Below are 26,158 nucleotides of genomic sequence, written 5' to 3'. Positions count from 1 at the left end.
GACGTACAGAAATTTTATGTGGCCTCTGTCACGTGACGTTTGGTATATGCGTGGGGCGCATTCCGTGATCGCGTGGCAGTGCCGCGCCGCGCAGGCAGGGCAGTTCCAGGAGGAGCAGCCCTGCCTGCCGTCAGCAAATGGGCTACGGCGCGGACCCGGCCGCCGCCAATCGAACGCCCCGGCTCTCCGCGATGCGGAGAGCGTCCCGCAGCGCCTCGGTCAGCCGGGCGGACAGAAAGCGGAGCTGGCCCGCGTCGGCGTGGGCGTCGTCGAGGAGGGCCTCGGCGTGGCCGAGTAGTTCGGCTCCCATGCCCAGCTGAATCGACTCGATCTGGTCGGCGACGCGGGAGACGTAGCCGCCCTCGCTGTCGGTCAGCAGGTAGCAGGGCTTTCCCCCGGTTCCGGCCCAGGGCAGCAGCTGAGCGGTACGGTCCAGATCCATCAGACAGCCCCCAGCCACGCAGGTTGGCGATGTGGACGATTTGGGGGCAGCGGCAGTCCCAGCCACTGCCGGAAGGTCCTGGCGATACAGTGCGGCACGTCTACCTGCTTCCTTCAGGCGGACCACGCCCCCGGGCCGTGCTAGCGGCTGCGGGGGTCTTCCGTGGCTGGACGACCACTGACCGTAGGGCCCCTGAAGGAGGCGTATGGGCAGGGTTTCTGCCCCTGCCTTTCAGGCAGCCAGCAGCCCGAGCTGTACCGCGAGTTCGCTGGCCCGCCGCCGCTGGAACGGATTCTTCGACTCCGCTTCTTCCAGCAGGATGCGCCGCGCGTATCCGTTGTAGCGCATGGTCTCCGGGGCCGCTTCGTACGCCTTTCCCAACACCGTCAGGCGGCCTCGGGCTGCCCGTCCAGCTGGAATCCGCGGGCCTCCTCGATACGGTGACGAGCGAGCCGGGGGCGAGAGGGAATCGCCGCCGCGTTCGCCGCGGCAGCCTGTCGGACACTCTCCCCGCCCGCATGCAGCTCGACTGCGACGGTCACCGCGTGTGCTCCCATGACGGCACGGGAGAACGACGTGACGGAGTGGTAGTAGTCGGCAGGCAGCTGCTCGGCGATCGCGCGTGCGCTGTCCCAGTACCCCCACGCCGCTCCGGTGTCGCCCCGCCGTGCCGCCGTGTATCCGGCCTCGAACCGAAGCGCACCCGCGATTGCTCGTACGTCGTCATCCGCTTGCGGTAGCAGCGGCTCCAGATAGCGGAGGGTCTCCAGGGTCACAGCGTCGGCGGCGTCGAAATGAGCCGGTCCGCTGTCCCGGTGCGCCTGCGAGGCCAGCCAGGCCGCTACCCCGAGAGTGTGTGGATCCTCCGACTCCAGCGCCGCGACCATGCCGCGCTCGACCACCCGCCACAGCAACGAACCATCGGGCTGGTAGGCGATGAAGAACTGAGCCAGGCTGTACGTCTGCGACAACACCGTTTGCGTGACCCGTCGCTCCGCTCCCGTCTCCGCCTGCCGCACAGCCAGCTGTGTGTCGCGGATCAGATCGGGCAGCAAAGCCCCGATCACGTCGCGGTGATTCGGCGACGAGTGGCGAGCCTGCCATGCACGCGCGAGACGCGCTTTCAAGTGAGCGACAGACGGGGCTTCGTAGTCAGCTGTGAACGGGTAGGCGTCGATCGCCGCCCGCACTTGCGGAAGCCGTACATGGCCAGGGCCTGTGAACAGGGCAACCGCCTGGGACTGATCGCCTGTGAGCTCGGACAGGTCGCGTACCCGCAATGCCTCGGCGATGCGCAGCACTATCGGAAGCTTGGGCATCTGCAACTGCCCGCCCTCCACCTGCTTCACCCAACTCGGGGACTTCCCGACCAAGCCGGCGAGGACGGTCCGGCTCATCCCGCGACGAGTACGCAAGATCTGCATCCGCTGTCCGAATGCGATCGGTTCGATGAATGGACCAGGGGTGACATCGGACGGCATGACCTTGCCCCTCTGTAGGCAAACCACGTCAACGGCAGCGTACGGCGCGCGGCTGTACGTGGTGCGAAGATCAGCCCTTTTCGGCCGATGCGGCCTGCCGCGCCCTGCGACCTGGAGCGGCTTCGGACTGGCCCTTGAGCTTGGGCCCTACGGCCTTCCAGGTGTGGATGTCCGCTCGCCGAGCCGCTCGTCGACCGCGCATGGCGCCCCGCGTGGCCTCCGCTCGGCTTGGGCCACGTGCCCCTCCGCCTCCACTGTAAAGCCATCGACACTCCCGACGCAGCCCTCAGCGCCCCGACAGGCCGCCTGAATACCCCGATGAAAGTGACGAGCCGCCCCACTCGGCCGCATCCATCTACTGACGTTGCCGTCAAATGCTGCCGTCACGGCATCCCGAAACCCCGCCAGGACACGCCTGGCGGGGCTTCAAATTTGTGGAGGCGCAAAGGGCTCGGTCTATGAGACTAGGGCGTCCCTTGATGCCGGAGGGTCGCCGGGACGACTCGCCGCCATTCACCCCGAGGCTATCTCCCATGCCCAGGCCTTCGCGCGCACGGAGTCCGGGAAGGCAGGGAGCCGCGAAATGTGCATGTCCTGTGGGTTATGCGAAGCCTTCACTCTTCGCGCGTCGCAGAATAGTGGCGGCTTCGCGTACGGCCACGATAAGGTTCCGTCTCTCCTTTTCGATCTTCGAGACCCTTCCGCCTGCCAAGCGGTATGCATTTTCGAACTCGACCCAGGATTCATAGGCGATCCGTACCGCCTCTGAGCTGGCCCGGCCCACCGCGAACTGCTGCCGAAGCGTCAGTGGAGGATCATGGCGCCCCATCCATATCTCAATGCGAGCTTTGGCTGAAATGAACTCTGCAACAGCCTCGATTACGTCGTTGCCGATCATGTTGCTGCCCATCATCTGAACGGCAAGGTTGATCGCCACTGAAGCTGTGGGAGCTCGCAGTTGCTCCGGAGCCTCCCAGTTCGGAGGTTGCCACTTGAGCGACTCCCAACCATCAGACCTCACGGCTAGAGTCTCCTTTGCGGATATGAGGAGTTCAGCAGCCAACCTGCAATGTTCGTTGAGTCGCTGACAGGGATGTCTACGCCACCAGCTTTGAGGATTCTCGCACAGTACGTCACGCAGTTATTCGTGTCGTTGTCGTGCGGGCCTAGATTGACATCCTCCATTGAGTATTGCGCCCGTTGTGCATTCCTGGCGTTAGGAAGGGGGATTCGGATGACGATCGTGCCAGGCGAGTGGGGCTTACTGCGAACTCCGGGAACAGAATCCAAGCCAGGCCGGGATCCTGCTTCGGTGTGCATCGTCGTATCTCCATGCGTCACGGAAATTGAGGCATGCCTTTCGACGTCATCGAAATAGACATCGGCATATTCAGTGTCGCAGTTGTGTACGAGGACCGGTGTGGCCCCCGCCAGCACATAGTACGTGTGGATATCAGCCACGGTCAGGTTGTGAACCGTTGCCTGCTGAGTCCAGCGCTTGACCGCGGTGATCTGAACCCGCGTGCCGGCCCCCGTGCGAAGCCACTCCCCGGCCTTCAGATCAGTGGCCTTGATCCAGTCCCGCAGTTCGGGCACCCAGAACGGGTGGCCGTCCGTTGCGGTGACGGTCGCCGTCTTGCCGCCCTTCTCTCCATCCGTGTCGACCGTGACCTCGACGAGGTTCTTGGAGCCCTTGCCGACGATCGTGGCAGCGACATCCTTGGCCGCGATCTCACCCGTTTCCGGGTCAGTGGCGAGAACCTTGTCGCCGGGCTTCAGGTCCTTGATCGCCTTGCTGGAGCCGTCGGCCATGACGACCTGGGTATCGGGCGTGAAGCTGTTGTTGGTGGGGCATGCATCCTGGCTTCCGCCGCCGCCACCACCATCTCCCCCTCCGCTATTGCTGTCGGCCTTCTCCGCAGCCTTCGCTTTCACCTCCTCCGCCTTCTTGGCCGCGGCCGCGGCATCGGCTTCCTTCTTCCAAGCAGCCATGTCCTCCGCGTACTTGGCCATGGCCTTCGCGTCGTCATCCGCGCGTCGCAGCGCACCCGTGGCCCAGGCGATTTCCTCGTCCCACTTGTTGTACGCAGACCAGGCCTTCGCCAGCGCCTTGACCAGCCGTTTCGCCTTGCCCGCCCAGGGGATGGCCGCCTCCACCGCCATCATTCCGCAGGTGGCGAGGTCTCCCCCGAGACAGGCGACGATGTCGTTGTAACCGCTGGCGTCCTTCAGGACCTCCATGGCGATTTCGCGGATCTTGTCCAGGCGGCTCTGTTCCTTGAGCCGCTTGGCGCGCTCGACGTCTTCCTTGCTCACGCTCGGCGTCGGCTTGCTCGGCGCCGGCGGAGTGGCGCCTCGTCCGGAGTTGGAGCCGGTTGTGTCATGCTCCTTGGGCTTCGAGCTGGAAGTCGGCATCCCTCCCCGGCAGCCCTTGATGTCACCCGTGTGACACTCCGCCACCCCCAGCCCGGAAGGATCCGACAGCGTCACCGGACTGTTGTGCGCGTACGCGTACGGGTTCATCGACTGCGACTCGCCCGTATCCATGAGCGGGTCGACCGAGATGAACCGGCCGATCGCCGGGTCGTACTCCCGCGCGCCCACATGCGTGAGCCCTGTGGACTCGTCCTTCGTGCCGCCGAGGAAGCCCTGCTCGCCCGGCCAGATCGTGGGCTTGGTGCCGCGCTCCTCGCCGAACGGGGTGAACTTCCGCCGCGTGACGGCCTGAGTGGCCACGTCCACCGACGTCGTCGCCGTGCCGTTGTGGTCGCTGAGGAGGTATGACGTCGTGATCTTGCCGGCCTCGGCGGTGCGCACCATGACCGGACCGGCCGGGTGCGCGTAGTAGCGCGTCCCCTTGGCTACGTTTCCATCCGCGTCCAGCTTGATCTCGGTCCCGGGCAGATACAGCGTGGCGCCCGTCGGGTCGTGCCGGATGAGGCGGTTGCCGCCCGCGTCGTAGATGAAGTCGGTGGTCTTGGCGGTCTCTCCGGAGCCTTCGGTGACCTTCTCCAGGTGGCCCTCGATGTCCCAGGTGAGGGCCTGGGCGTTGCCCTGGGCGCTGGTGCGCGTGATGGTGTTGCCGGCCGCGTCGTAGGTGTAGTTGTCGGTACGTTCACCCTGCGGGCCGGTGGTGGCGACCTTGGCCAGCCGGCTGGTGGTCGAGCCGCCTTCCTCGTACGAGTAGACGCGCTTGACGTCCTTCGCCGTGTCACCCGCCGGGTCGTGCTTCGTCTCGGTCTGCCGGTTGCCGACAGCATCGAACGTGTACGAGGACCAGTAGGCGTCCGGCCCGCCGACCTGGGGCTTCGACCCGGAGCCCGCCGCGCCGGGCTGCGCCGCACAGCCGTCCGTCGCCGTCCAGGCGTCCGTCATGCGGCGCAGGTAGTCGTAGGCGAAGCACTGGGTGTCGGTGGTGGCCGACGTGGGGTTGGGGCCCTGCTTGTCCGTGATCTTGAGGATGTTGCCGGTCTGGTCGTAGGTCGTGCTGATGTCGCTGATGCGAGTGGTGGCCGTCGTCCCGGTCTCCTGGTCGTGGACGGAGCGGGTGGCGCGCCGGGTCTGCTCGTCGAACTCGTAGCTGGAGATGACCTGTTTGCCGGCTGGTCCGACCTGGGTGCGGACGAGGTCGCCCAGCGGCGTGTACGTGGTGTTGGCGACGAAGGCCCTGCCTGCCACGGCCATGGTGGTGATCTGGTCGAAGCCGTGGTAGCCGATGGACACGCGCTCGGAGGCGAGACCGCCGGCAGCTGGGTGTGTCACCGTCTGAGGGAGGCCTACGGTCTTGGTGTACGTGTTCGTGTACGTGTAGGTGCCCGCCAGCTTGCCCTCGGCAGCGGGGATAGTGATCTTCGAACCGAGCGGGCGGTACTCCGTGTCGTACCCCGTGACGGCCTGGACGTACGCGTTGCCCTTCACGAAACGGGTCGACGAGACCGGGAGCCCGAGAGCGCCGGGCATGTCGTACGCCTGCTCGGTGAGCTTGGTGCCCAGGAGGGAGCCCTCGTGGGTCGCCGTGACGCGGCCGAGATCGTCGTAGGCGAAGGCGATCGTCTTCGCCGGGGCGCGTCCGTCGGTGACCGTCTGGACCCGGTCGCCCTTGTCGTACGTGGTCTTCGTCGTCCCCTTGTCGGGGTCCGTCGTCTCGTAGGGGCGACCACGCAGGTCGTACTTGTACGACCAGACGTTGCCCTTCTGGTCGGTCACCGACTCCAGGAGGCCCCGGCGCTCGTACTTGTAGTCGATCTTGGCGAACGTTCCCGTCGGCCCTGCGCCGTGGAACTGCTGCAACTGGGTCTTGCGGCCCTTCGCGTCGAGCAGCGACTTGGTCGGAGTGTCGCCGTTCGGCGGGTCCACCGCTATCCAGTCGCCGCCGTACGACGTGGTCGTACGCCAGGTCTCCTGGCCGAGCTTGCGCGCGATGGTCGCGACCGGCCGGCCCATACCGTCGTATTCCGTCCGGGTGGATGACGGAACCGCGTTGTCGTTCGAGGTCCACAGACCAGGTGTCGGTGCCTCGCTGTTGAAGTGGGCGCCGTTCTCCTTCCACACCAGCCCTCGGCTGTCGTAGAAGGTGTCAGTGACGACCTTGCCGCCGTCGAGCGCTTGCTGCTGTGTCTGGCGCAGCCGCAGCGCGCCGTCGTAGATGTCGTAGCTGACGCGGTAGTCGCCGCGCTCCAGCAACTTCTTGTTGGTGATGACGACCGGGGCGTCCGGAGTCACGGTGTAGCTGAACTCGGCATCGGGGATGGTGGTGTTGGCGTCCCGGTCGGGCGACCAGACCTTCGTCGTACGACCCAGCGCGTCGTACTGCATGACCGAGCGGCGCTTGTTCGCGTCCTCCTGGGCCAGCGGCAGGCCGCGACCCGGGTCCAGTTCGATCGTGCTCGTGTGGCCGAGCGCGTTCGTCGTGACGATCTTCGTGACGACCGAGTCGGACGACGGGGTGAATGCGGTCCTGGTGACCTTCCCGTAGACGTCGGTGGTCGAGGTCGGACGACCGTAGGCGTCGACGGTAGTGGTGCCGGTCAGGGTGTACTGCGGCTCGCCGTCCGCATAGCCCGACAGCGACTCACCCTTGACCACGTTGCCGTTGACGTCGTAGTGGATCAGCTTGTCGGAGATGACATGATCGGGGCGCTTGATGTCCGTGGCGGCGCAGCCCTTGGAGAGGGACTCCACCCGCTTCTGTGCCCACAGCCACTTCACGGTGTCGGCGTAGTATTCGAAGCGAGTGCAGGAGTCGTCGTCCGCCTTGCTCAGATCGCCGTGGTCGGTTGTGTGGAGAAGCCGGCCCACGTTGTCGAATTTGTGCTCCACAGCGGTCCGGCGCTGGCCGCGGCCGTCCGAGAGGATCGTGCGGGAAGCCGTCTTGCCGGTCTGCTGCACCCAGGCTTCCAGCGCTGACGCGCCTTCGCCTTCGCGCTGACGGGTGGCGGTGGGGCCGTGCAGCCAGGGGGTGTAGACGGTGGCCGACTCCAGGGGGCCGCCCTCGCCGTTGTAGTAGAGGACCTCACGTGCCTGCCCCTGGAAGAGCTCGTGGTCGGCGATCTCACCGCCCTCGGAGTCCTTGACCTTCACCGAACGCTTGGCGCCGTCGGGGGACGCCTTGTCGCCGTCGAGGCCCCGGAAATACAGCGTGTCCACCTGGGTCCGCTTGTCGGGCGCGACGCCGACCAGGGTGCGGACCCTCTCGTAACCGCGCCACTGGCTCCAGGTGCGTACCTGCTTGCTGACGCTTTCGCTCTCGTCGTCGTAGGCCCAGGCCGGGGCGCCGATGTACTGGTAGTTGGTCTCCTTGGTCGGCGAGGTGCCGTTCTTGTCCTCTTCACGGATCTGGTCGACACGGTGCTTGTGGAACCAGTCGGTCGAGTACTTCTTCTTGATCCCGGTCGGGTCGGCCGGGTCGGGGACCTCGTTGACCACGGGGTAGCAGCGCAGAGTGTTGCTGTGCGGGGAAGCGGGAAGCTTCGTCGGAGCTTCGGAGCTGCACTCGGGGGCCGCGTACTTGACGGCGATCTTCGCGCCGGTCTCGGTCTGGATGGTCTCCACACGCCAGCGCAGGAACGGTGGGTTGCCGTCGGTGTCGTTGTCGACCCGGTTGGGCAGCTGCTTGCCCCCGAACACCACCGGGGGGAGCGTGATGGGCGTGCCGTTCTTGCCGGTGTGCTGGATCTGGTTGAGCCACAGCGGGTACTCGCCGCTGATCGCACCGTCACCGGTGGCCTTGAAGTCCTGGGCCAGGGCCCAGGTGTCCACCGGCTCGTGCTTGTCGGCCTTCAGGACCTCGGTGTTGACCGCGGTCAGCCGTTTGCGGGTGAAGAACGTGGGCGCGTAGCGGTCCTTGCACTCCTTGCCCGACGCGCACAGCTGGTCGGCCGGAACGTCCGGCCAGTTGCGGGCCACGTCCCAGGCGGCTTCCGCCGTTAGCTTGCTTTCGGCGCAGTCGAAGCCGCCGACCTTGAGGCAGCGCTCGGCGACATCGAAGGTGACCTGGGCGGGGGCGAGGGCGAACGGGTCTTCGTTGCGCAGACCGTAGGAGATACGGGTCAGCCAGCCACCGCGGTCGTAGTCACGGGCGGTGGACGCGCCCATCTCCGTGACGTTGGAACCGTAGTAGTTGCGCTCCGTCGCGTACCAGTACGTCATCGCGTTGCCGCGCGGGTCCACCACGTAGTCGAGATTCCAGCGCCAGGCCTGGTCGCAGACCGAGGCGGCGTAGGTGGCCTCGTGGCAGTCTTCGCCCGAGTGGTTGCCGTAGACCGGGACGGTCCAGGTGGAATTGGTCTCGGGCTTGCCCGCTGCCCATTCCGGAAGCCGGTTCAGACCGAAGAAGTACTGCACACCCTGGGTGTTGGTGATGCGCCAGTACTCCTTCTCCGTGTCGCCGTTGACCGCGCCCTTCATCAGCTCGACGCGCGTGCCGTCGTCGCTCGCCTGCCGCCACTTCTTGGTCGCGTCGTCGAGGACGAGCTGGGTGGAGGAGCCGTCCAGCGACAGGGTGACGGTGGGCGGGCCCTGGCACAGATCGCCGGTGGGGTGCTTAGGGTTGTTGTAGCCCGCCTTCGTACGGTCATTCGCGCAGGCGACGTAGCTGCGCTCGACGTAGTTCGAGCTCAGGTCCCAGCCGTCACCGACCCAGGAGGTCTGCTGCGAGGTCGCCGACGTCCGACCGTCGACACTGGCCGACGAGTAGTTCAGCGACAGAGCCGGACCGGGGCCACCCAGCGATGCAGGGATCTCCATCGGGTACGACCAGGAGAAGTCACCGGCTGCGCCGCCTCCCTGCCAGGAACCGGACGGGCTGAGCGATGTCGCTTTGTAGTCACCGCTGGATCCCTGGGCTCCGGCGGTCGCCGCCAGGACTACGGCCCGCGGGGCAGGGGCAGCTGATTTGGCCGCCGTCTTGGTGGTGATGGACGCCGGCTGGACCGTCGCGGTGAGCGTGCCCTTGGCGGAGTCGTTGACCGTTGCGACCGGGGTGCGCTTCTGGCACTCCGCCTTCTGCGGCGTCGTCAGCACGCACTCGGGCAATGCGACGAACTTCAGGCGCGAACCCCAGCTTCCGCCGTAGGCGTTGCGGAAGCCCTTGTAGTCCAGCTCGACGGCGAGGGGGGAGGACGTGGTGTCGGTGTCCGTGCGCTGGACCTTGAGCAGGACGCCGTCGACACCCGCTTTGTCAGCGGTGGTCCGGTCCTTGATCTCGACCCGCGCCGCAGATGTGGCCGTGGCCTTCGCCGAGAGGCGGACCGGCAGGGCTCCGGCCTTCACATACGGGCCGCTCGGCGTCTTTCCGGATGCGCGGGATTTCGCGGTCCGGGCTGCGCCCGGAACCTTGACGACCTGGGAGCCGGCCTTCGGCCAGGTCACGGATGGTGGCTTCTTCCACGTCTTCTTGGCGCCCTTGCCGGAGGCCGGAGCAGAGGTCCTGGGAGCCGGTTTACCTGGTACGTCCGCCAGCTTCTGCAATTCGGGCAGCGAACTTTTCGGTGCTGCTTCTGCGGCCGGAATCGCTGGTAAACCGGTGAGTAGCAGTGTCGTCGCCAGTATGGGTAGAGACCAACGGGCGCCCGGATGTCTGCGCCGGTAGCGCTTTTTCGGCCAAGACGACGTTCGCGTGTCCAAAATCCCCACCCCGGACCTCGAAAGGAACTAACTGGCTGCGGGAAGCTACCAGCCGTAACGCTCTGAATGGAAGGCCCATCGGAAAATCCGAAACCTCGGCACAGATGAAGTCGGAGAAATGGCCCAGCCCTCCCGGAAAAGGGACGAGGTGGGCATGCGGACCCGTCTCGAAGTCGGCCCAAGTCGGTCGCGCGCGGCTGCTCCACCTGCTAGAAACAACTCGCAATGCAGGTTCCGTCACGGTGAGTGACAGCCATCGATGGGTGTCGCCGAAAGTCCGGCATGCTCATTCGCGCACCATTCATGAAGCGAGAGAGATGTAGTCCATGAGAAGACTGAGAGCAGGGATGAATGATCCGGGTGGGTCGCGCAGAAGAGGGGTTTCTGTTGTCGCCGTAACCGTACTGTCGGTGGGAATGGCCGCTCTTCCTCCGGTTGAGTCAGGGGCTTCCTCGGTATCCAGAAATTCTGATACCGGACCATCCGTGAGTCTCGTCGAAAAGCAGCGCAAGGAGGCTGATGCTGCAGAGAGGAGGGCCGCGAAAACCGGAAAGCCGGTCGAGATTATTTCGGAGCGGACCGAGACGGATCAGACGTACGCGAATCCGGACGGCACTTTCACCGTCGACCGTTACCTTGTGCCGCAGCGCGTGCGGCAGAACGGTAAATTGATCCCCGTCGACGCGCGTCTCGCGATTCAAGGGAACGGCAGGGTCGCACCGAAAGCCACAGGCCTCACCGTCTCCTTCTCGGGCGGCGGTGACAGCGCCTTCGCGACCATGGTCAAAGACGGCAGGGAGGTGGCCCTCTCGTGGCCCGGCAAGCTCCCCAAGCCGATCCTGTCCGGCGACACCGCCACGTACCGAGAGGTGCTGCCCGGCGTCGACCTGACGGCCACCGCCACCGTGGATGCCTTCTCCCATGCGCTTGTCGTCAAGAACGCGCAGGCGGCGAAGAGTCCGAAACTCGACGGCATCACCTTTGGCCTCAAGAGCAAGGGCCTCGCTCTCAAGACCGGTGCGAACGGAGAGATCCGCGCGCTCGATCCCACCGGCCGGGCAGTCTTCTCCGCCCCGAAGCCGCAGATGTGGGACTCGGCCGGCGTCAAGGCCGGCAAGCCGGGCGGGAAGGGCAAGCCCTTGCCTGTGGTGCGTCCGCTCGCCGAGGTGCTTGATGGTGCGACCGAAGGGTCTCAGCAGGCCGACATTGGCGCGAAGCTGACAGGTCGAACGCTGACCTTGACGCCGGACAAGAAGCTGCTGACAGACCCGGGCACCGTGTTCCCCGTCGTCATCGACCCCATATGGGCCAAGGACGCCCTCAAGAACGCCTGGTCGGTCGCGTACAAGCACACCGCGTACCCCAGCAGCGACGACACTGTGTACTACAACGGTGGCACGCTGTCGAAGGAAGCCCGCGTCGGCGTCGCGATCGACCCGGACGGCGGCACGGTCAGCGCCAACACCTACTTCCGTATTGCCACGGGCAACGTCTGGGGCAAGCAGATCATCAGGTCGACTCTGCGGATCAAGCAGACGTACGCCGGCTCCTGGTCGTGCAAGTCCGGTGACATTCTGGTGAAGGACATAGGTAAGGCTCTCCCCTCCAACATCACATGGAACCGGCAGCCCGCCTCACTCGGCACCGTCGACTCCTCCGGCGAGTCCTTCGGAGGCAGGAACTGCCCCGCCGACAGTGCCGGTCTGGTCGAATTCGACGTGACCTCGGCCATCAGTAAGGCAGCCAAGGGCAAATACCCGGCGTGGGCATTCGGGCTGTTCGCCAGGAACAGCACGGTCGATGTCTCCTGGCGGAAGTTCGACCCCAATTCCGTACGGATCTCGACGTATCTGAACACGCCCCCGGTCAAGCCGGCCAATCCCTCCACCAATCCCTCGGTCCCCTGCGGCGGCGGCACGTTCGGCATCACGGACTACGTCACTCTCCGTGTAACGGTCAATGACGCAGAGGACAACAACCTCAAGGCCCAGTTCCAGTACGGACCGGTCGGCGCGACGGCCGCGCCCGTCCGGCCGACCAAGGTCGCGGCCAGCCGCGGCACGGTCGCCAGTCTGCGCATCGACACGAGGAGCCTCACCAGCGGGACCTACTGGTGGAACGTCGTCGTGGACGACGGGACCGCCAACAGCCCGGTGAGCGATACCTGCCGGTTCACGTACGACGGCTCCGCCCCGTCGAAGCTTCCCGGTGTGTCCTCGCCGCAGTTCCCGGCCGACCGGGACGGGAGTCCGGCCCGTTCCAAGGGGGAGTTCTTCTTCACCAACGGAGGCGTCAGCGATGTCACCCACTGGATGTGGTGGACCGACTCGGACACCACGGAACGCTTCGTGTACGCCAAGGACTTCCCTGACCCGGCGCATCCGCCGAAGGTCGACTACACGCCGCTCAGCACAGGACCTCAGTACATGCACGTCCGAAGCATCGACGCAGCCGGTAACCGATCAGCCGAGCATCTGTACCTCTTCTACGCTACGCGTTCGCCCGAACGGGACAAGCCCGGCGACCTCAACGGCGACGGCAACGTGGACCTGTGGAGCGTTGACCCGGGCGACGGGGCGCTGTGGGTTCACCCGGGCCAGGGCAACGGAAAGTTCGCCGTAGGCGCACACGCCGCTGAGGCCTCCTTCGGTGAGGCTGCTGTCACCCATCGCGGCGCCTGGAACGAACGCGACTACGACGAGGACCTGGTCGCACTCCGCCCCGGCGCTGAGGATCCGGCACGCAAGGAACTCTGGGTCTACGAGAACGAGGGCGACGGCACTCTGGACGGTACGGAGGCCGGGAGCTGGGAACTCGAGGTGATGTCAGACGAAACGGACAACCACTGGCACAACGCCGACCAGATCCTGTCCATCGGCAGCATGAACGACGACAACGGCGACGGCGTGCTCAATGAGGCCGATGACGCCGATCTGCTGGTCAAGTCGGGCAGTGAGCTTTGGCTGTACCTCGGTTCCAGGGCCACCAACCTCCTGGACGCGTTCGTCCCGCCGATCCCGCTCGGCAACGCCGACTGGCAGGACATGACCCTTCTGGGGCCCGGCGACCTCAACAAGGACGGCCTGCCGGAGCTGTGGGTCCGTGACGCCAAGGCCGGCACGGTCCACCAGTACACCAGTCGCGCCAACCCCAACGCGGGCGACACCGCCGCAGATCTCAGCGTCTACGGCGACGCGGCAGTCCGGACCACGTCGATCGGATCCGGCTTCACCTCGGCCGCCTACCCGCACTTGTCCACCGAGGGAGACTTCGAGGGCGACGGCTTCGCCGACCTGTGGGCCAGGGACGGCGTCGGAGCCTCCGTAGAGTTCCCGGGCCGGGCGCTGACGAACAACTCGGCGTTCGGCTCGGCGCGCCCGCTCGTCACCAGCGGCACCCCGTGGGGCACTTGCGAGGTCTTCGAGTCGACTGCCACGGGAAGGCGCAGCTTGTGCGGTCCGATCCTGGCCAAGTACAAGGCGCTCGGCGGCCCGGCCAAGTTCGGATACCCCTCCACAGACGTCAAGACTCCCGGAGACGGTGTCGGTCGCTACGTCCACTTCCGCGCGCCGGGTACCACGGCCGACAACCGGTCGATCTACTGGAGCCCGGACACGGGAGCCTGGTCGGTCGTGGGCAGCATATGGACCAAGTGGACAGCCATGGGCCGTGAGAGCGGAGCCCTCGGATACCCGACATCGGACGAGCGTCCCACCAGCGACGGTGTCGGCCGGGTCACTGCCTTCAGCAAGGGCGGCAAAGCCGGAGCCATCTACTTCGCGTCGGGCATCGGGGCCTTTTCGACACAAGGAGCGGTGTACGCGAAGTATCTGGAACTGAATGGCCCGCGCACGCTGGGGTACCCCACCAACGACGTGACGGCCACCTCTCCCAAGGCCGGCTCCTACCAGCGGTACCGGTTCCGCCACGAAGCGGCGGACAGCTCGTCGATCTACTGGAGCAGTGCCACCGGGGCGTGGCCCGTCTCCAACGAGATCCGGGCCAAGTGGAACTCGCTCCAGTCGGAGAACAGCTGGCTGGGCTTCCCTGTCTCGGTCGAGTACGACGTCGCTGGGGGCACCCGGACCGACTTCGAGGGCGGATACGTCCGGCTGTACACCGCCAGCGGCATCGCTACAGAGCACAAGTCCGCCGACAAGACCGAGAGCCTGCGGAGGGAACTGTCCGGCGACGTCAATGGGGACGGCCGGAGCGACATGATCACGGTCTACAACTACGGTGGCGCCACCACTGGGTTCCACCTGCTCGAGGGAAATGCCGAGGGCGGGTTCAACCCTCCGAAGGAGGCGTGGGTCAGCGGCAGGGGAGGCTTTGACTACACCAGGAGCAAGTGGGTATCCGGCGACTTCGATGCGGATGGCCATGCCGATGTAGCCGCCTTCTACGGGTACGCCGACGGATCAGTCGCGACATGGACCTTCTACGGGGAGGCCGACGGCACGTTCAAGCGAACGGCCAAGAGTGCGGTGATCAATCCCGGTAGTTGGACGTGGAGCGCAAGCGAGGTGCTCGGCGGCGACTTCAACGGTGACAAGCGGAAGGACCTTGCGGTCTTCTACGACCTCGGCAACGCCACATCTCGGCTCTACACCTTCACGGCGAAGGCCGACGGCAGCTTCAACCTTCCCTTCGCCAGTTGGACGTCCAGCGCGGGAGGGTGGGATAGCAGCAGGTCTCAGGCCGCGGCTGGCGACTTCAACGGGGATGGCCGTGAGGAGCTGGTGGCCCGGTACGCCTACGACGACGACACCGAAGCCCTGTGGTATTTCGTTACTTCCGCCACCGGCTCGTTCACGTCCGGAGGAAAGGGGTACTCAGGCGACATCAGTGCGGTGGAGAGGGGCTCCGTTGGACTGGTCAGCGTCGACTTCAATGGGGACAAGCGAGTAGATGTCGCCATCCTGCGAGCTGTTCCTTATATGCGGCTGTCGGTGTTCGCCGGAAAGTCGGACGGGGGCTTCGAGGCGCCGGGACTTGTCTGGAATTCGCTTCTATGGGGCGAGAAGTGGGTGAAGGGCTATACCGGGGACCTGCTCTCAGGGGATGCAAACGCTGACGGGAGGGCGGATCTGGCCATGATGTACGGGAATGCCTCCGGGGCCAGTCGCGCCTACACCTTCGTCGGCAAGAGCGAAGGCGCCTTCGGTATCCCCCAGCCCTCGTGGCACGCGGAACCAGGCACCTGGTAGCCGCACGCACCACCACCTGACCCATCCACGCAAGAGCCCCGCGGACGTCACGTCCGCGGGGCTCCTGGCTGTCAGCACCGACGTCAGGGCAGCGCCGGTGCCGAAGAGCGGCGCCGGGGGGTTGCGCCGCTGGTGTGGGTGGGGGGTGGTGTGGACCAATGGCATACGGGGTGCGCGGGGCCGCGATGCCGTGGGGACGGGGTGTGCCTGCATGGTGCTGGACGGCTGTGGGCCGCGCAACCGTTTGGACCGGATGCGGTCGGCCCCGGGCGTCCCCGGAGCCGACCGCCTGGGGTGACCGGGCTGCTGTCCCCTGCCGACCGGTCACGCGCGCTGGGGCGAGGTCCCACGACGTACCTGCGTACGTCACACGCCCCAGCGAAGCCACGCGTGGTTTCTTCCCTCGGCCCGCCCCTGGCTGGCACGGACATCGGGACCAACGAAGGCCCTCCGGATGCGGTCACGCGCCGTACGGGTGAGAGCCGAATCGCACTCAGATACGACCCCGGCACAGCTCCAGCAGGGTCATCGCCAGCGACGTGCCCGGCTTGCCCAGGGCGTCGCGGTAGTGGGCGAGCACCTCCATCTCGCGCGAGAGGTTCACGCGGCGGCCGCCGGAGGTGATCCGGGCCTCCTGGATGACGGCGGAGACGGCCGCCCGTTCCTGGATCAGGCCGATGATCCGGTCGTCGATCGCGTCGATGCGTTCGCGGGCGTCGCCGATGAGCGTGGCGGCCTCGTCGGTGCGGGCGCCGGTGTCGGTGGAGGTGGACGTGGCGGTGGCGGTGGCGGTGGCGGTGGACGTGTCGGTGGAGAGGGAGGCGGTGGTGGTCATGCGGGGCTCCTGTCGGGTGGAGTCCCGGAGCGGCGGCCAGGCCCGGAAAACACAGAGCGCCCCGGGCCTGTCGGCCCGGGGCGCCTGGGAAGTCGCTTGTCAGTGGTTCAAGCAACACGACCGTGGCAGCCGGCGGGCCGGGTGCCATAGGTAAAGAGGAAGGTCGAGTGCTTGCGCATGGCGGTCAGTATGCCCCGCTCGTCCTCACCGGTGCCAATCAGGGTTCGGATGGTGAGACAAAGAGCGCCTGCCCGCGCCGGTAGAATCGACAAATAGAGACCCCCTGCCACCACCGCCGGAAGGCCGCCGCCGTGTCCTCAGCGTCCCCCGCTGCCGCACCCGCATCCAACCCGGACGTAGTCCTCGTTGTCGATTTCGGCGCGCAGTACGCCCAGCTCATCGCCCGTCGCGTCCGTGAGGCCCGGGTCTACAGCGAGATCGTCCCGTCCACCATGCCGGTGGCGGAGATGCTGGCCAAGAAGCCGGCGGCGATCATCCTCTCCGGCGGCCCCTCGTCCGTGTACGAGGAGGGTGCCCCGCGGCTCGACCGTGCGCTCTTCGAGGCCGGCGTTCCCGTCTTCGGCATGTGCTACGGCTTCCAGCTGATGGCGCAGACGCTCGGCGGCACGGTCGACAACTCCGGCGCGCGTGAGTACGGGCGTACGGGCCTGCACGTCAGCAAGACCGGCTCGACCCTCTTCGAGGGCACCCCTGCCGAGCAGCCGGTGTGGATGTCGCACGGCGACGCCTGCTCCGCCGCCCCGCCCGGATTCACCGTCACCGCGTCCACGGACGTCGTCCCGGTCGCCGCCTTCGAGAACGACGAGCAGAAGCTGTACGGCGTGCAGCACCACCCCGAGGTGATGCACTCCACCTACGGCCAGCAGGTCCTGGAGCACTTCCTCTACCGGGGTGCCGGTATCGAGCCGACCTGGACGACGCACAACGTCGTCGAGGAGCAGATCGCCGCGATCCGCGAGCAGGTCGGCGACAAGCGCGCCATCTGCGGGCTGTCGGGTGGTGTGGACTCCGCCGTCGCCGCCGCGCTCGTGCAGAAGGCCATCGGCTCGCAGCTGACCTGCGTGTACGTCGACCACGGGCTGATGCGCAAGGGGGAGACCGAGCAGGTCGAGAAGGACTTCGTCGCCGCGACCGGCGTCTCGCTGAAGGTCGTCGACGCGCAGGAGCGGTTCCTCACGGCGCTCGCCGGGGTCTCGGACCCCGAGGAGAAGCGGAAGATCATCGGCCGCGAGTTCATCCGGGTCTTCGAGCAGGCCGAGGTCGAGATCATCGCCGAGGCGGCGGGTGAGCACGGCGGGCAGCCGGTGAAGTTCCTGGTGCAGGGCACGCTCTACCCGGACGTGGTCGAGTCCGGCGGCGGCACCGGCACCGCCAACATCAAGTCGCACCACAACGTCGGCGGCCTCCCCGAGGACCTCGAGTTCGAGCTCATCGAGCCGCTGCGCAAGCTGTTCAAGGACGAGGTCCGGATGGTCGGCCAGGAGCTGGGCCTGCCCGAGGAGATCGTCCATCGCCAGCCCTTCCCGGGCCCCGGCCTCGGTATCCGTATCGTCGGCGAGGTCACCAAGGAGCGCCTGGACCTGCTGCGCGAGGCCGACGCCATCGCCCGCGAGGAGCTGACGGCGGCGGGTCTCGACCGCGAGATCTGGCAGTGCCCGGTGGTCCTGCTGGCCGATGTGCGGTCCGTCGGTGTGCAGGGCGACGGGCGTACGTACGGACACCCGATCGTGCTGCGCCCGGTGTCGAGCGAGGACGCCATGACGGCGGACTGGACGCGGATGCCGTACGAGGTACTGGCGAAGATCTCGACCCGGATCACGAACGAGGTCGCGGACGTGAACCGCGTCGTCCTGGACGTGACGTCGAAGCCGCCGGGCACCATCGAGTGGGAGTGACCCGGGCACAGCCGGGCCAACGCCGACGCCGTCGCTCATCTGTTTGAGCGGCGGCGTCGCCGTATCGTGCGGGCGCGCCGGAGATACCGCGCGGGATCGACCGAGCCTCGGCAAGTGGCGTGAAACCTCTGGTCAGTTGGGGTGTCCGGAGGTACCTTCCGCCGCATGACCGCCGCCGCCGAACCGCCCGCCCACGCCCCCACATCCGCCCCCGCCCCCGCGCCCGTCCCCGTGGAGCGGCTCCACTTCGCCATGCCGCCCGTCCACGAGACCCTCGCCGAGGAGCGGGCCCACCGTAAACAGCGGATCGCCGGGGCGCTGCGCCTGTTCGCGCGGTTCGGGTACGAGGAGGGTGTCTCCGGGCACATCACCGCGCGCGACCCCGAATTCGACGACTGCTACTGGGTCAACCCCTTCGGAGAGCCGTTCGCCGGCATGACCGCGAGCGCGCTGATCCTGGTCAACGGGGACGGGCACGTCGTCCAGGGCACCCAGCACGTCAATCAGGCCGCCTTCGCCGTGCACGCCGAAGTGCACCGGGCCCGGCCCGAGGCCATGGCCGTCGCGCACACGCACTCCCTCCACGGGCGCGCGCTGGCCTCTCTCGGGGAGCTGGTCGAACCGATCACCCAGGAGGCGTGCGCCTTCTACGAGGATCACGCGCTGTACGACGCGTACACGGGTGTGGCCGTCGACGCGGAGGAAGGGCGGCGGATCGCCACCGCGCTCGGCGGGCGCAAGGGGATCATCCTGCGCAATCACGGGCTGCTGACGGTCGGGGACTCGGTGGACGCGGCGGCCTGGTGGTTCATCGCGATGGAGCGCTGTGCGCAGGTCCAGCTGGCGGCGGGGGCGGCGGGCAAGCCGCAGCTCATCGAGCACGGGGACGCCGTGGCCACGCGCGAGAAGCTCGGCGGTGATCTTGTGGCGTGGATCAACTATCAGCCGCTGTGGCGGCAGATCAGCGGGGCGCAGCCCGAACTCATGTCGTAGTACGTCAATTTGATCGTGAGTCAATCACCCTTCGGCAAACTCGGTGGTGCGTGCGTTATCGCCCCAGTACGGCACAATTCCTTGGAATTACAAGGCCGTTGCTCAGACGAAGGGTGCGTCGCCGTGGCGGTGCAGGAAGCGGGACGAAGCGCGCACGGCGGTGGCTGCACCTGCGGTGACTGTCCGCACGGCGCGCGCGAGGGGCACCGGCGCGCCGTCGCCGAATTCGTCGGGCGCCGCGACGAGCTCGCGGCGGGGCAGGGACTGCCCGCGCAGGTGGCGTACTCGGTCGGCGCGTCCCGGCAGTGGATCTCCGACGAGCTCTCCCAGTCGGCCCGTGCCGTCGCCGAACGCAGTCGCGCGGCCGGTGACGCCTGGCTCCGGCGGGTCTGGCGGGTCACCTTCCTCGTGCTGTGGGGCGGTGTCGCACTGCTGCTCCTCGTGCAGGCCGTCACCGCGATCGACTCCGGCTGGACGGGGACGCGCACCGCGTACCTCGCCGCCGCGGCCTGCCTCGCCGCCCTGCTCACCGCCGCGGCCCGGCTGCACCGCGCGCACGGCGGACTGCTCGCCCCGCTCGTGGGCGAGGACAACCGGCTGTCGACGTCGCGGGCGGTCGCCGGGGCGTGGGTGCTGCTCGCGGTCCACGCGGTCCTGTTCCAGGCCTTCCAGGGGCGCGGAGCGATCGCCCAGGGGGGCATCGGCGGGGGCGCCGCCCTGCTGACCGTCGTCGCCGCCGTCAGCCTGGTCGCCGTCGTCGTACGCCGCGTCGTCACCGTACGCATCGTCACGCAGCGCCTCCAGAAGGTGCAGGCGGACCGTCCGGCCCCGGCCGATCTGCTCTGCGACGACGCCGGGCGCGGCAGCTTCACGGACGCGCAGTACGTCCTCGTGAACACCGCGGCCCTGGTCCACACGGCCGTCCGGCCGTCCCTGCCCTGGGGGCTCGTCGCGCTGGTCCTCGTCTCCGCGGCGGTCTATCTGGCCGGGAAGTATGCGGAGGGCGGCAGGCCCGTCGTCCTGTCCGTCGTCCGGGCCCGGGAGCCGGGCGATCTGGACGGTCCGATCCGCACGGGCGACGACATCGAGATCCGGGGCGCCGGGTTCGTACCGCCGGGGGCGGGCAGCCCCGACCGGCTCGCCCGCATGATGGTCCGCATCGGCGCGGTCCACGTCCACGTCCCGCTGATCCCCGTCCCCGGCGGCTTCGGCAACCCCACCGACACGAGCCTCACGGTGCCGGTCCCGGTCGACGTCGAGCCGGGGCGGGTGGACGTCCAGGTGGTGACGGCCGCCGGGGCGGAGTCGAACCGGGTGACGATCGACGTCGCCGACTGAGCAGGCGAGCCCGACGGCGAGCCGCCGGGCCCAACAGGCGATATTTGGTCAACCTGGCATTTTCCATGTGCAGTTGACCCGCAGTGGGTACTCTCCGGACCGCCAGCGGTGCGCGACGAGGCGAACGGAGCGTGGGACAGCCCATGACACTGCAGAGGGACGGTCGGCCGGCGGCGAGGCCCGCCACCACACTCGAGATCATCGTCGACGCCGACGAGCTCGACGAAGAGCCCGGTACCAGGACCAAGGGCCTTCGCCGGACGGGCCGCGACGTGGCCGCCGTGCCCGTCCCCACCGAGCAGGTGGCGGCGAACGTCGAGAGCGCCGTGGCGGCCCTGCGTGGCATCTTCGACCGCGTCGCCCGCACCGACTCCGCCTTCCCGCTGCGCGAGGTGCAGGTCTCCTTCGAGATCTCGGCCAAGGGCGGCTTCCAGCTCATCGGCACCAGCGAGGTGCAGGGGAAGGGCGCCGTCACGCTGGTGTTCGGAGCGGCCGACCGTCCGGCGAGCTGACCCGGATGGGCGCGCACCGGGCGCTGCTCCTGTTCGTGCCGGTGTACGACTCGCCGCACTGGCCGGATCTGAGCTATCTGCGCGACGAGTACGAGGACCTGCGGGCCGGCCTGCTGGAGCAGGACTACGAGATCGACGAGCGCAGCGGCTGTGCCGGTCTCGTCTCGCAGGAAGTCCTGCTTCGGATGGCGGCCTTCATCCTGGAGGCGCGGCGCGGCGATCACCTGCTGATCTACCTCAGCGGTCATGGCTTCCACCACGACGGACGGCACTGGTTCGCCGGGCAGGACTCCCAGGTGGGCCGACCGGGACAGCCGCTGTTGTCCAGCAACGTCGACCTGGAGCGGGACTGGCACGACCACGCCAAGGGCAGCGACGCCGAGCGCGTACTGGTCGTCGTCGACGCGTGCCGGGACACCTTGGAGGTCGACGGTTTCGAGGGCTTCGCGGGCAAGATCGACCGTGCCGTGAAGGCCCCGGCCGGGACGGACAAACTCGGCTATCTGATGGCGTGCGCGCCGGAGGAGCCGGCGGCTGTCGCGGGGCCCGCCGAGGGCTCGTTCAGCCTCTTCACCAAGGCGTTCCGCGAGATCCTCGCCGACGCGCAGGGGGCGCTGCGCGCCGACCGGCTGCGCGGTCTGCTGGAGAAGTCGATGGAGGATCTGCGCAAACGGCAGCAGGTCGTGCCACGGAAGCAGATCCCCCGGCTGTGCGTCGAACAGGGCGGTCCCCTGTTCGTCGTCGTCCCCACGAGCCCCCCGTCGGCATCGCGGCACCTGCTGATCCGCGACCCGAGGCTATGGGACCGGGTGACGGACCGTACCGAGGGCGAGGATCTGCTGGCGGAGGCCGCACTCGTCATCGACAGCACGCTCGACCCCTGGCTGCGGGAGGCGAGAACACGGCTCGCCCAGGATCCGTGGCTCGACTGGGAGGCGGACCTCCGGGCATCGGACAGCCTCGCGCAGCTGATCGAGCACCTGCCCAGCGAGGTGACGTTCACCCCGGCGGAGGCCGCGCTGCTCGCTCTCGCTCCCGCGCTGTACCACGGCTTCCGGGTCCGGCTGGCCTCACGGACGGACCCGGAGTCGCGGGTGGAGTGGGAGCAGTACCCACGCCTGCGGCGCCAGACGGCCGACGAGACAGGCCCGCATGGACGGAGCCGGGACCGTGACGTGGCCGAGTCGTGGGTGTTCCACCAGACCCGGTGGAGCCCGGGGAACGCGCACAACTTCACGTACGACCTCGTCGACTACCTCGACATGATGCTGGCCGGAACGGGCGCGCTGGCCGACGTCTGCACCCCGCCGGTCATGTCGTGGTTGTTCCGGGCCATGCGGCACGGCGGGGGCGTCCTCGCCGAACCTCCCGCGCTGCCCTACGCGCCGGGGCCCGACGTCGGCCATCAGAAGGTCGGGCTGCTGCTGTGCGTCGCCCAGACCATGTCGCTCGACCGCAGCGAACTGCCCGCCGTACTGGTGGAACACATGGGCGGCCGGGACCGGATCGGGATGAGGCACGTCCGCCAGGTCATCAGGGAGGCCGAGTGGACCCCGTCCGGGCAGGACCGAGGCAGGGGCACGCTGGGGCTGAGCGCGGAATGCGGCTACCAGGCGCTGATGGTCGCCCTCCAGGAGCGGGTGAAGGAGCTGGACGGCCTGCTCTGCAGCGAGCTGAATCTTCCCGTGCTGCCCCTGCTGCCCAGCCGGGCGTCCGGCGTCGAGGTCAAACCGGAGAAGAAGGCCGACGGCAGGACGGACAAGTTCTTCCCCGTCGCCACCCGTTTCGGGCTGGACGGCAGCCGCGTGCGCGAACTGCTCGTCGGCGAGCAGCTGTACGCGGACAAGTATCTGGCGGTCCGTGAGCTGTATCAGAACGCCATGGACGCCTGTCAGGTCCGGCAGGCCAGAGAGCTCGCGCGGCAGCCGATCGGAAGAAGGCGGCGAGGGGCGGACGGGGTACGCGGGGAGGACGGGGAAGGCCAGGAGAGCCCGGAGCGCGGGACGAGCTGGGTGGGCAGGATCACGATCACCCAGGGCGTGGACGGCGGCCGTGAGTTCGTCGAGTGCCTGGACAACGGCTCGGGCATGGGTCGCGGCGAGCTCCTCTACTCCTTCGCCCAGGGAGGCGTACGGCTGTCCCATCTCTCCTCCTTCCAGGAGGAGAAGCTGGACTGGGAGCGGCTCGGCATTCCGTTCCAGGAGAACAGCCGCTTCGGCATCGGAGTCCTCAGCTACTTCATGCTCGCCGACGAGCTGGTGGTCGTGACGCGGAAGTTCCCGCGCGAGGGACCCCCGGACAGCGCGGCTCTGCGCGTCACGATCGACGGACCGGACCACCTCTTCCAGGTCACCGAGGACACCGAGGACGAACACTTCTCCGACGGCCGCTGCGGGACCAAGGTACGGCTGTACCTACGGGCCGGACTGGACGGGTTCTCGTGTGTGAAGGCGTTGCGGTCCGTGCTCGGCGTGGCCCGCTTCCACACGGTGGCGCGGTACGGGGACGAGGACCCGGAGACCTGGGAGCCGGACGACTACCAGAGCCGCCCCGACACCGGAACCGCCCCGGCCATCGGCGCCTCCGGAATGGTCGTACCGGTCACCGGCGGAGAGGTCTTCTGGTGCGAGCGGGGCGGAGCCCTGCTCGTGGACGGCATCGCGGTCGACAGCCGGCTGTCTCCCGATCCGGCGGGCGGACGGGCCGAGCGGGCCGCACCGCAGCCGTCCGTGCGCGGAGCCGTGGTCAATCTCAGGGGACGGGTCGTCACGCGCCCCGGGAAGAAGAAGGCCGTCCCGCAACTCACGGTCGACCGCCGCCGCATCACCGATGACGTCACGGACACCGTCTTCTCCCTGCTGGGCAAACGGGAGTCCGTCAGAGCCCTGGTGGACAGCAAACTGCTCACCGTGTCATGGCTGGCGGGGATCGCGAAGGAGGAGCCGCGTCTGGCGGACGCGATCGTGACCGGACTCGTACGCCGGGGCGGGAAACTGACGTACGACGAGGGGGGCGACGGGACAGCCGACCTGGCGCGGACCGGGTTCATGGTCGCGGACCGGGAACTGCGGGCCGTGTGGAATGCCCCGCTGCCACCCCAGCTGAGGCGCGAGGGACCGAACTTCCCGAGGGAGCGGGCCGCTCGACTGCCCGCCCATCTCGCGCTGTGGCGTTACGCGGCCCATTTCCCGGACGACGTACGGGTGGCGCTGGGCGAGGTCTGTCCCCCGGAACTGGGCGACGTGCCGCTGCGCCCGGCACTCCCGTCGGACGATCTCATCCTCGGGCGCCAGGAGGGCTCCCAGGGCAACGTGACTGCCTCCTGGGACGCGCAACCCCCGCCGGGCGAGCTGTTCGCGCGGGCGGAGGAACTCGGCGAGCCGTACGCCACGGTCGTCGACCGTCTCGCCGCCCTCGGGCTGTCGGCACCCAGGACGGAGCGCACCACCGCTCTCACGGCCCACGAGGTGTCCCGGCTGACCAGCCAGGACGCCGACGGCGTGCCGCCGTATCTGTACCCGGGCGATGCCATCCGGGTCTGGCAGGTGCTCGCCACGTGCGGTGACGACGCGCACGCCGCCGCCGACGCGGAGGCGTTCCTCTACGAACTCGGCTACGACACCAAGGCGTTCTCCGCGCTGCTGGACGCCGCGTCGCCGGAATCCGGGCTCGTCCGCAGCCTGAAGGCCGAGGGCGGCGAACTGATGTCACGGGGGGCGCGGCTCGCTTTCGACAGTCCCGAGCGCCTCCTCGCCGCCGCCGACGCCTGCGGCATGTCCGTCAAGGAGATCAGAGGGGTACTCGCGTCTCAGACCTTCGCCGTCCCCAGGCCGAGGGATCTGGTCAGGATGTACGTCGGCTGGCCGGATGACTCCCCGTCCCCGTGGGACCGCGAATCCGAACCCCCCGTCGCGCTCCTCCCGGACCTCTACCGGCTGGCGCACCTGCGGGAATGCACCACGGCCGAGGCGGCGCGTCTGCTGGAGGCATTCGGTTACCGGGTCGACGAGCCCGGCGACGACCGCCCGGCACCCGAGGAGGCGGAACTGCTGGTTCTGCCGGTGGCCGACGGCCGGTTCCTCAACCCACGAACCGCCGTCACCCTCCTCGATCTGCGCGTCCTCGCGCAGCACAAGGGGCTGCCACTGTCCGGGGTCGCCGACTCGCTGCGCGCGCTGTCGGTCGAGGTGCCCGAAGGGCTGCCCGACTCGCTGGACGAGCGCGACCTTCCACTCCTCACCCAGGCGGACGAGGAGCCCAACGCGCTGCCGCGCGGGCTGGACCTGAGCCTGCCGGTGCCCGTCGCGCATCTGACGCTCCTCGCCGCCCGTCTCGGCCGTACCGTCGAGGAGATACGGACACGGCTGAACGAGCTCGGCATGACCGTCGCCCCGCTGCCCGACCCGGAGACGGAGCTGTTCGACCCCCGGACGGAGCAGTGGATCGCCGTCGGCTGGATCCCCTACTCCGCGGAGCCGGAGCGCCATGAGGTGCCCTTCGCGCACGTGCTCTGCACGGCGGCGGACCAGGGGTGGGACCTCGACACGACGGCCGAGGTGATGCGGGCCCGGGGGCTCGTGGTCCCGGCCGGGGAGGACGGCCGTACGCCCGAGGCCGACGGACGCGATCTCACCCTGCTGAGCCGGCGCTGCGACGGCCAGGCCCCCTGGCTGGCGCTGACCGAGGAGGTCTCGCCCGACCACGTCCTACGGGCCGCCAAGGAGACGGGAATGCCGGTCGCGGACGTGCGGGCCAGGCTCACGGCTCTGGGCCACGACGTCTTCACGATCGAGGAGGACGGCGACGCGGACTACTTCGTGAGCCTGCTGCGGGACATGCCGGGAACGCCGCACCACCCCGTGGATCTGTGGCCGTACAACGACATCAAGGACAGCCGGGTACCCGCGGCCTGTGTGTGGATGCTGTCGCGCATGAGCCGTCGCACCCTCGACGGGATCGCCGCCCTCCTTCGGGCCGCCGGAGCCGAGCTCGCCGAGCGGGAGTACCCACCCGGCCCGCCGGACGAGCGCGAGCTGCTCCTGCTCCGGGAGAACGCCGCACCGGACGGCCCCTGGCTCGTCTGCGGCGAGACCGTCGGCCTCGAACACCTCCTCGTCTCGGCGCACCGCCTGGGCATGACCGTCACGGAAGTCGCCGCCCGGCTCCGCGACGACTTCGGGCTCGATGTGCCCGATGTGGGGGAGCTGGTCGCGCGGACCTGGGCCGAGGTGCCGAGGTCTGCCCCCTGGGGTGCCGCCGGATCTGGGTGAGCGGGACCGTCGTCGCACACGTATGCATAGGTGTGGG

At 68.1% G+C, this 26,158-nt stretch carries 10 protein-coding genes and 1 pseudogene; 6 read left to right on the top strand and 5 right to left on the bottom strand.

Annotation, left to right across the window (positions count from 1 at the left end):
* Positions 1 to 142 precede the first annotated feature (142 nt).
* The 4 genes and pseudogenes from ABT342_RS02425 to ABT342_RS02410 form a co-directional block, all read right to left on the bottom strand.
* Positions 143 to 442, bottom strand: coding sequence for a hypothetical protein (locus tag ABT342_RS02425; RefSeq protein WP_351565793.1), 300 nt, complete (start codon positions 440 to 442; stop codon positions 143 to 145).
* A 231-nt stretch (positions 443 to 673) separates the two neighbouring features.
* A pseudogene (locus ABT342_RS02420) lies at positions 674 to 1,923 on the bottom strand (helix-turn-helix domain-containing protein).
* Positions 1,924 to 2,524: 601 nt separating this feature from the next.
* Positions 2,525 to 2,860: a hypothetical protein gene (locus ABT342_RS02415; protein ID WP_351565790.1), complete on the bottom strand. Its 336-nt coding sequence runs from the start codon at positions 2,858 to 2,860 to the stop codon at positions 2,525 to 2,527.
* 86 nt (positions 2,861 to 2,946) lie between these two features.
* On the bottom strand, positions 2,947 to 9,792 hold the full coding sequence (locus ABT342_RS02410; RefSeq protein WP_351565787.1) for a polymorphic toxin-type HINT domain-containing protein: 6,846 nt from the start codon (positions 9,790 to 9,792) through the stop codon (positions 2,947 to 2,949).
* Between the two features lie 581 nt (positions 9,793 to 10,373).
* On the opposite strand from ABT342_RS02410, the gene ABT342_RS02405 reads away from it, so the two are divergent.
* Complete coding sequence (locus tag ABT342_RS02405) at positions 10,374 to 15,257, top strand: FG-GAP-like repeat-containing protein (protein WP_351565784.1); 4,884 nt, start codon at positions 10,374 to 10,376, stop codon at positions 15,255 to 15,257.
* A 493-nt stretch (positions 15,258 to 15,750) separates the two neighbouring features.
* On the opposite strand, the gene ABT342_RS02400 is transcribed toward ABT342_RS02405, so the two are convergent.
* Positions 15,751 to 16,092, bottom strand: coding sequence for a chorismate mutase (locus ABT342_RS02400; RefSeq protein WP_351565782.1), 342 nt, complete (start codon positions 16,090 to 16,092; stop codon positions 15,751 to 15,753).
* A 311-nt stretch (positions 16,093 to 16,403) separates the two neighbouring features.
* Here ABT342_RS02400 and guaA point away from each other — a divergent pair, with 311 nt between their 5' ends.
* The 5 genes from guaA (at position 16,404) to ABT342_RS02375 (ending at position 26,121) form a co-directional block, all read left to right on the top strand.
* Positions 16,404 to 18,008 (top strand): glutamine-hydrolyzing GMP synthase, encoded by a 1,605-nt coding sequence (gene guaA / locus ABT342_RS02395; RefSeq protein WP_351565779.1) that lies wholly within the window; start codon positions 16,404 to 16,406, stop codon positions 18,006 to 18,008.
* Between the two features lie 165 nt (positions 18,009 to 18,173).
* Positions 18,174 to 19,001: a class II aldolase/adducin family protein gene (locus tag ABT342_RS02390; RefSeq protein ID WP_351565777.1), complete on the top strand. Its 828-nt coding sequence runs from the start codon at positions 18,174 to 18,176 to the stop codon at positions 18,999 to 19,001.
* Between the two features lie 123 nt (positions 19,002 to 19,124).
* The gene (locus ABT342_RS02385) at positions 19,125 to 20,339 is read left to right on the top strand and encodes a hypothetical protein (protein ID WP_351565775.1); all 1,215 of its coding nucleotides are present in this window, start codon (positions 19,125 to 19,127) and stop codon (positions 20,337 to 20,339) included.
* 143 nt (positions 20,340 to 20,482) lie between these two features.
* Positions 20,483 to 20,851 (top strand): Pepco domain-containing protein, encoded by a 369-nt coding sequence (locus ABT342_RS02380; protein ID WP_351565773.1) that lies wholly within the window; start codon positions 20,483 to 20,485, stop codon positions 20,849 to 20,851.
* A 5-nt stretch (positions 20,852 to 20,856) separates the two neighbouring features.
* A complete protein-coding gene (locus tag ABT342_RS02375; protein WP_351565771.1) occupies positions 20,857 to 26,121 on the top strand; it encodes a wHTH domain-containing protein in 5,265 nt (1,754 codons plus the stop codon).
* Positions 26,122 to 26,158 lie beyond the last annotated feature (37 nt).

The sequence above is a fragment of the Streptomyces sp. NPDC000410 genome, from assembly GCF_040300305.1.
In the GTDB taxonomy this organism is placed as follows: Bacteria; Actinomycetota; Actinomycetes; order Streptomycetales; family Streptomycetaceae; genus Streptomyces.
The sequence above is the reverse complement of the archived record's forward strand: the minus strand, read 5'-3'. Positions and strand labels throughout refer to the sequence as shown.

Excerpts from the sequence above, each read along its gene's own strand:
- ABT342_RS02425 (WP_351565793.1), bottom strand. The coding sequence starts at position 442 with ATGGATCTGGACCGTACCGCTCAGCTGCTGCCCTGGGCCGGAACCGGG.
- ABT342_RS02405 (WP_351565784.1), top strand. The coding sequence starts at position 10,374 with ATGAGAAGACTGAGAGCAGGGATGAATGATCCGGGTGGGTCGCGCAGA.
- ABT342_RS02400 (WP_351565782.1), bottom strand. The coding sequence starts at position 16,092 with ATGACCACCACCGCCTCCCTCTCCACCGACACGTCCACCGCCACCGCC.
- ABT342_RS02390 (WP_351565777.1), top strand. The coding sequence starts at position 18,174 with ATGACCGCCGCCGCCGAACCGCCCGCCCACGCCCCCACATCCGCCCCC.
- ABT342_RS02380 (WP_351565773.1), top strand. The coding sequence starts at position 20,483 with ATGACACTGCAGAGGGACGGTCGGCCGGCGGCGAGGCCCGCCACCACA.
- ABT342_RS02375 (WP_351565771.1), top strand. The coding sequence starts at position 20,857 with ATGGGCGCGCACCGGGCGCTGCTCCTGTTCGTGCCGGTGTACGACTCG.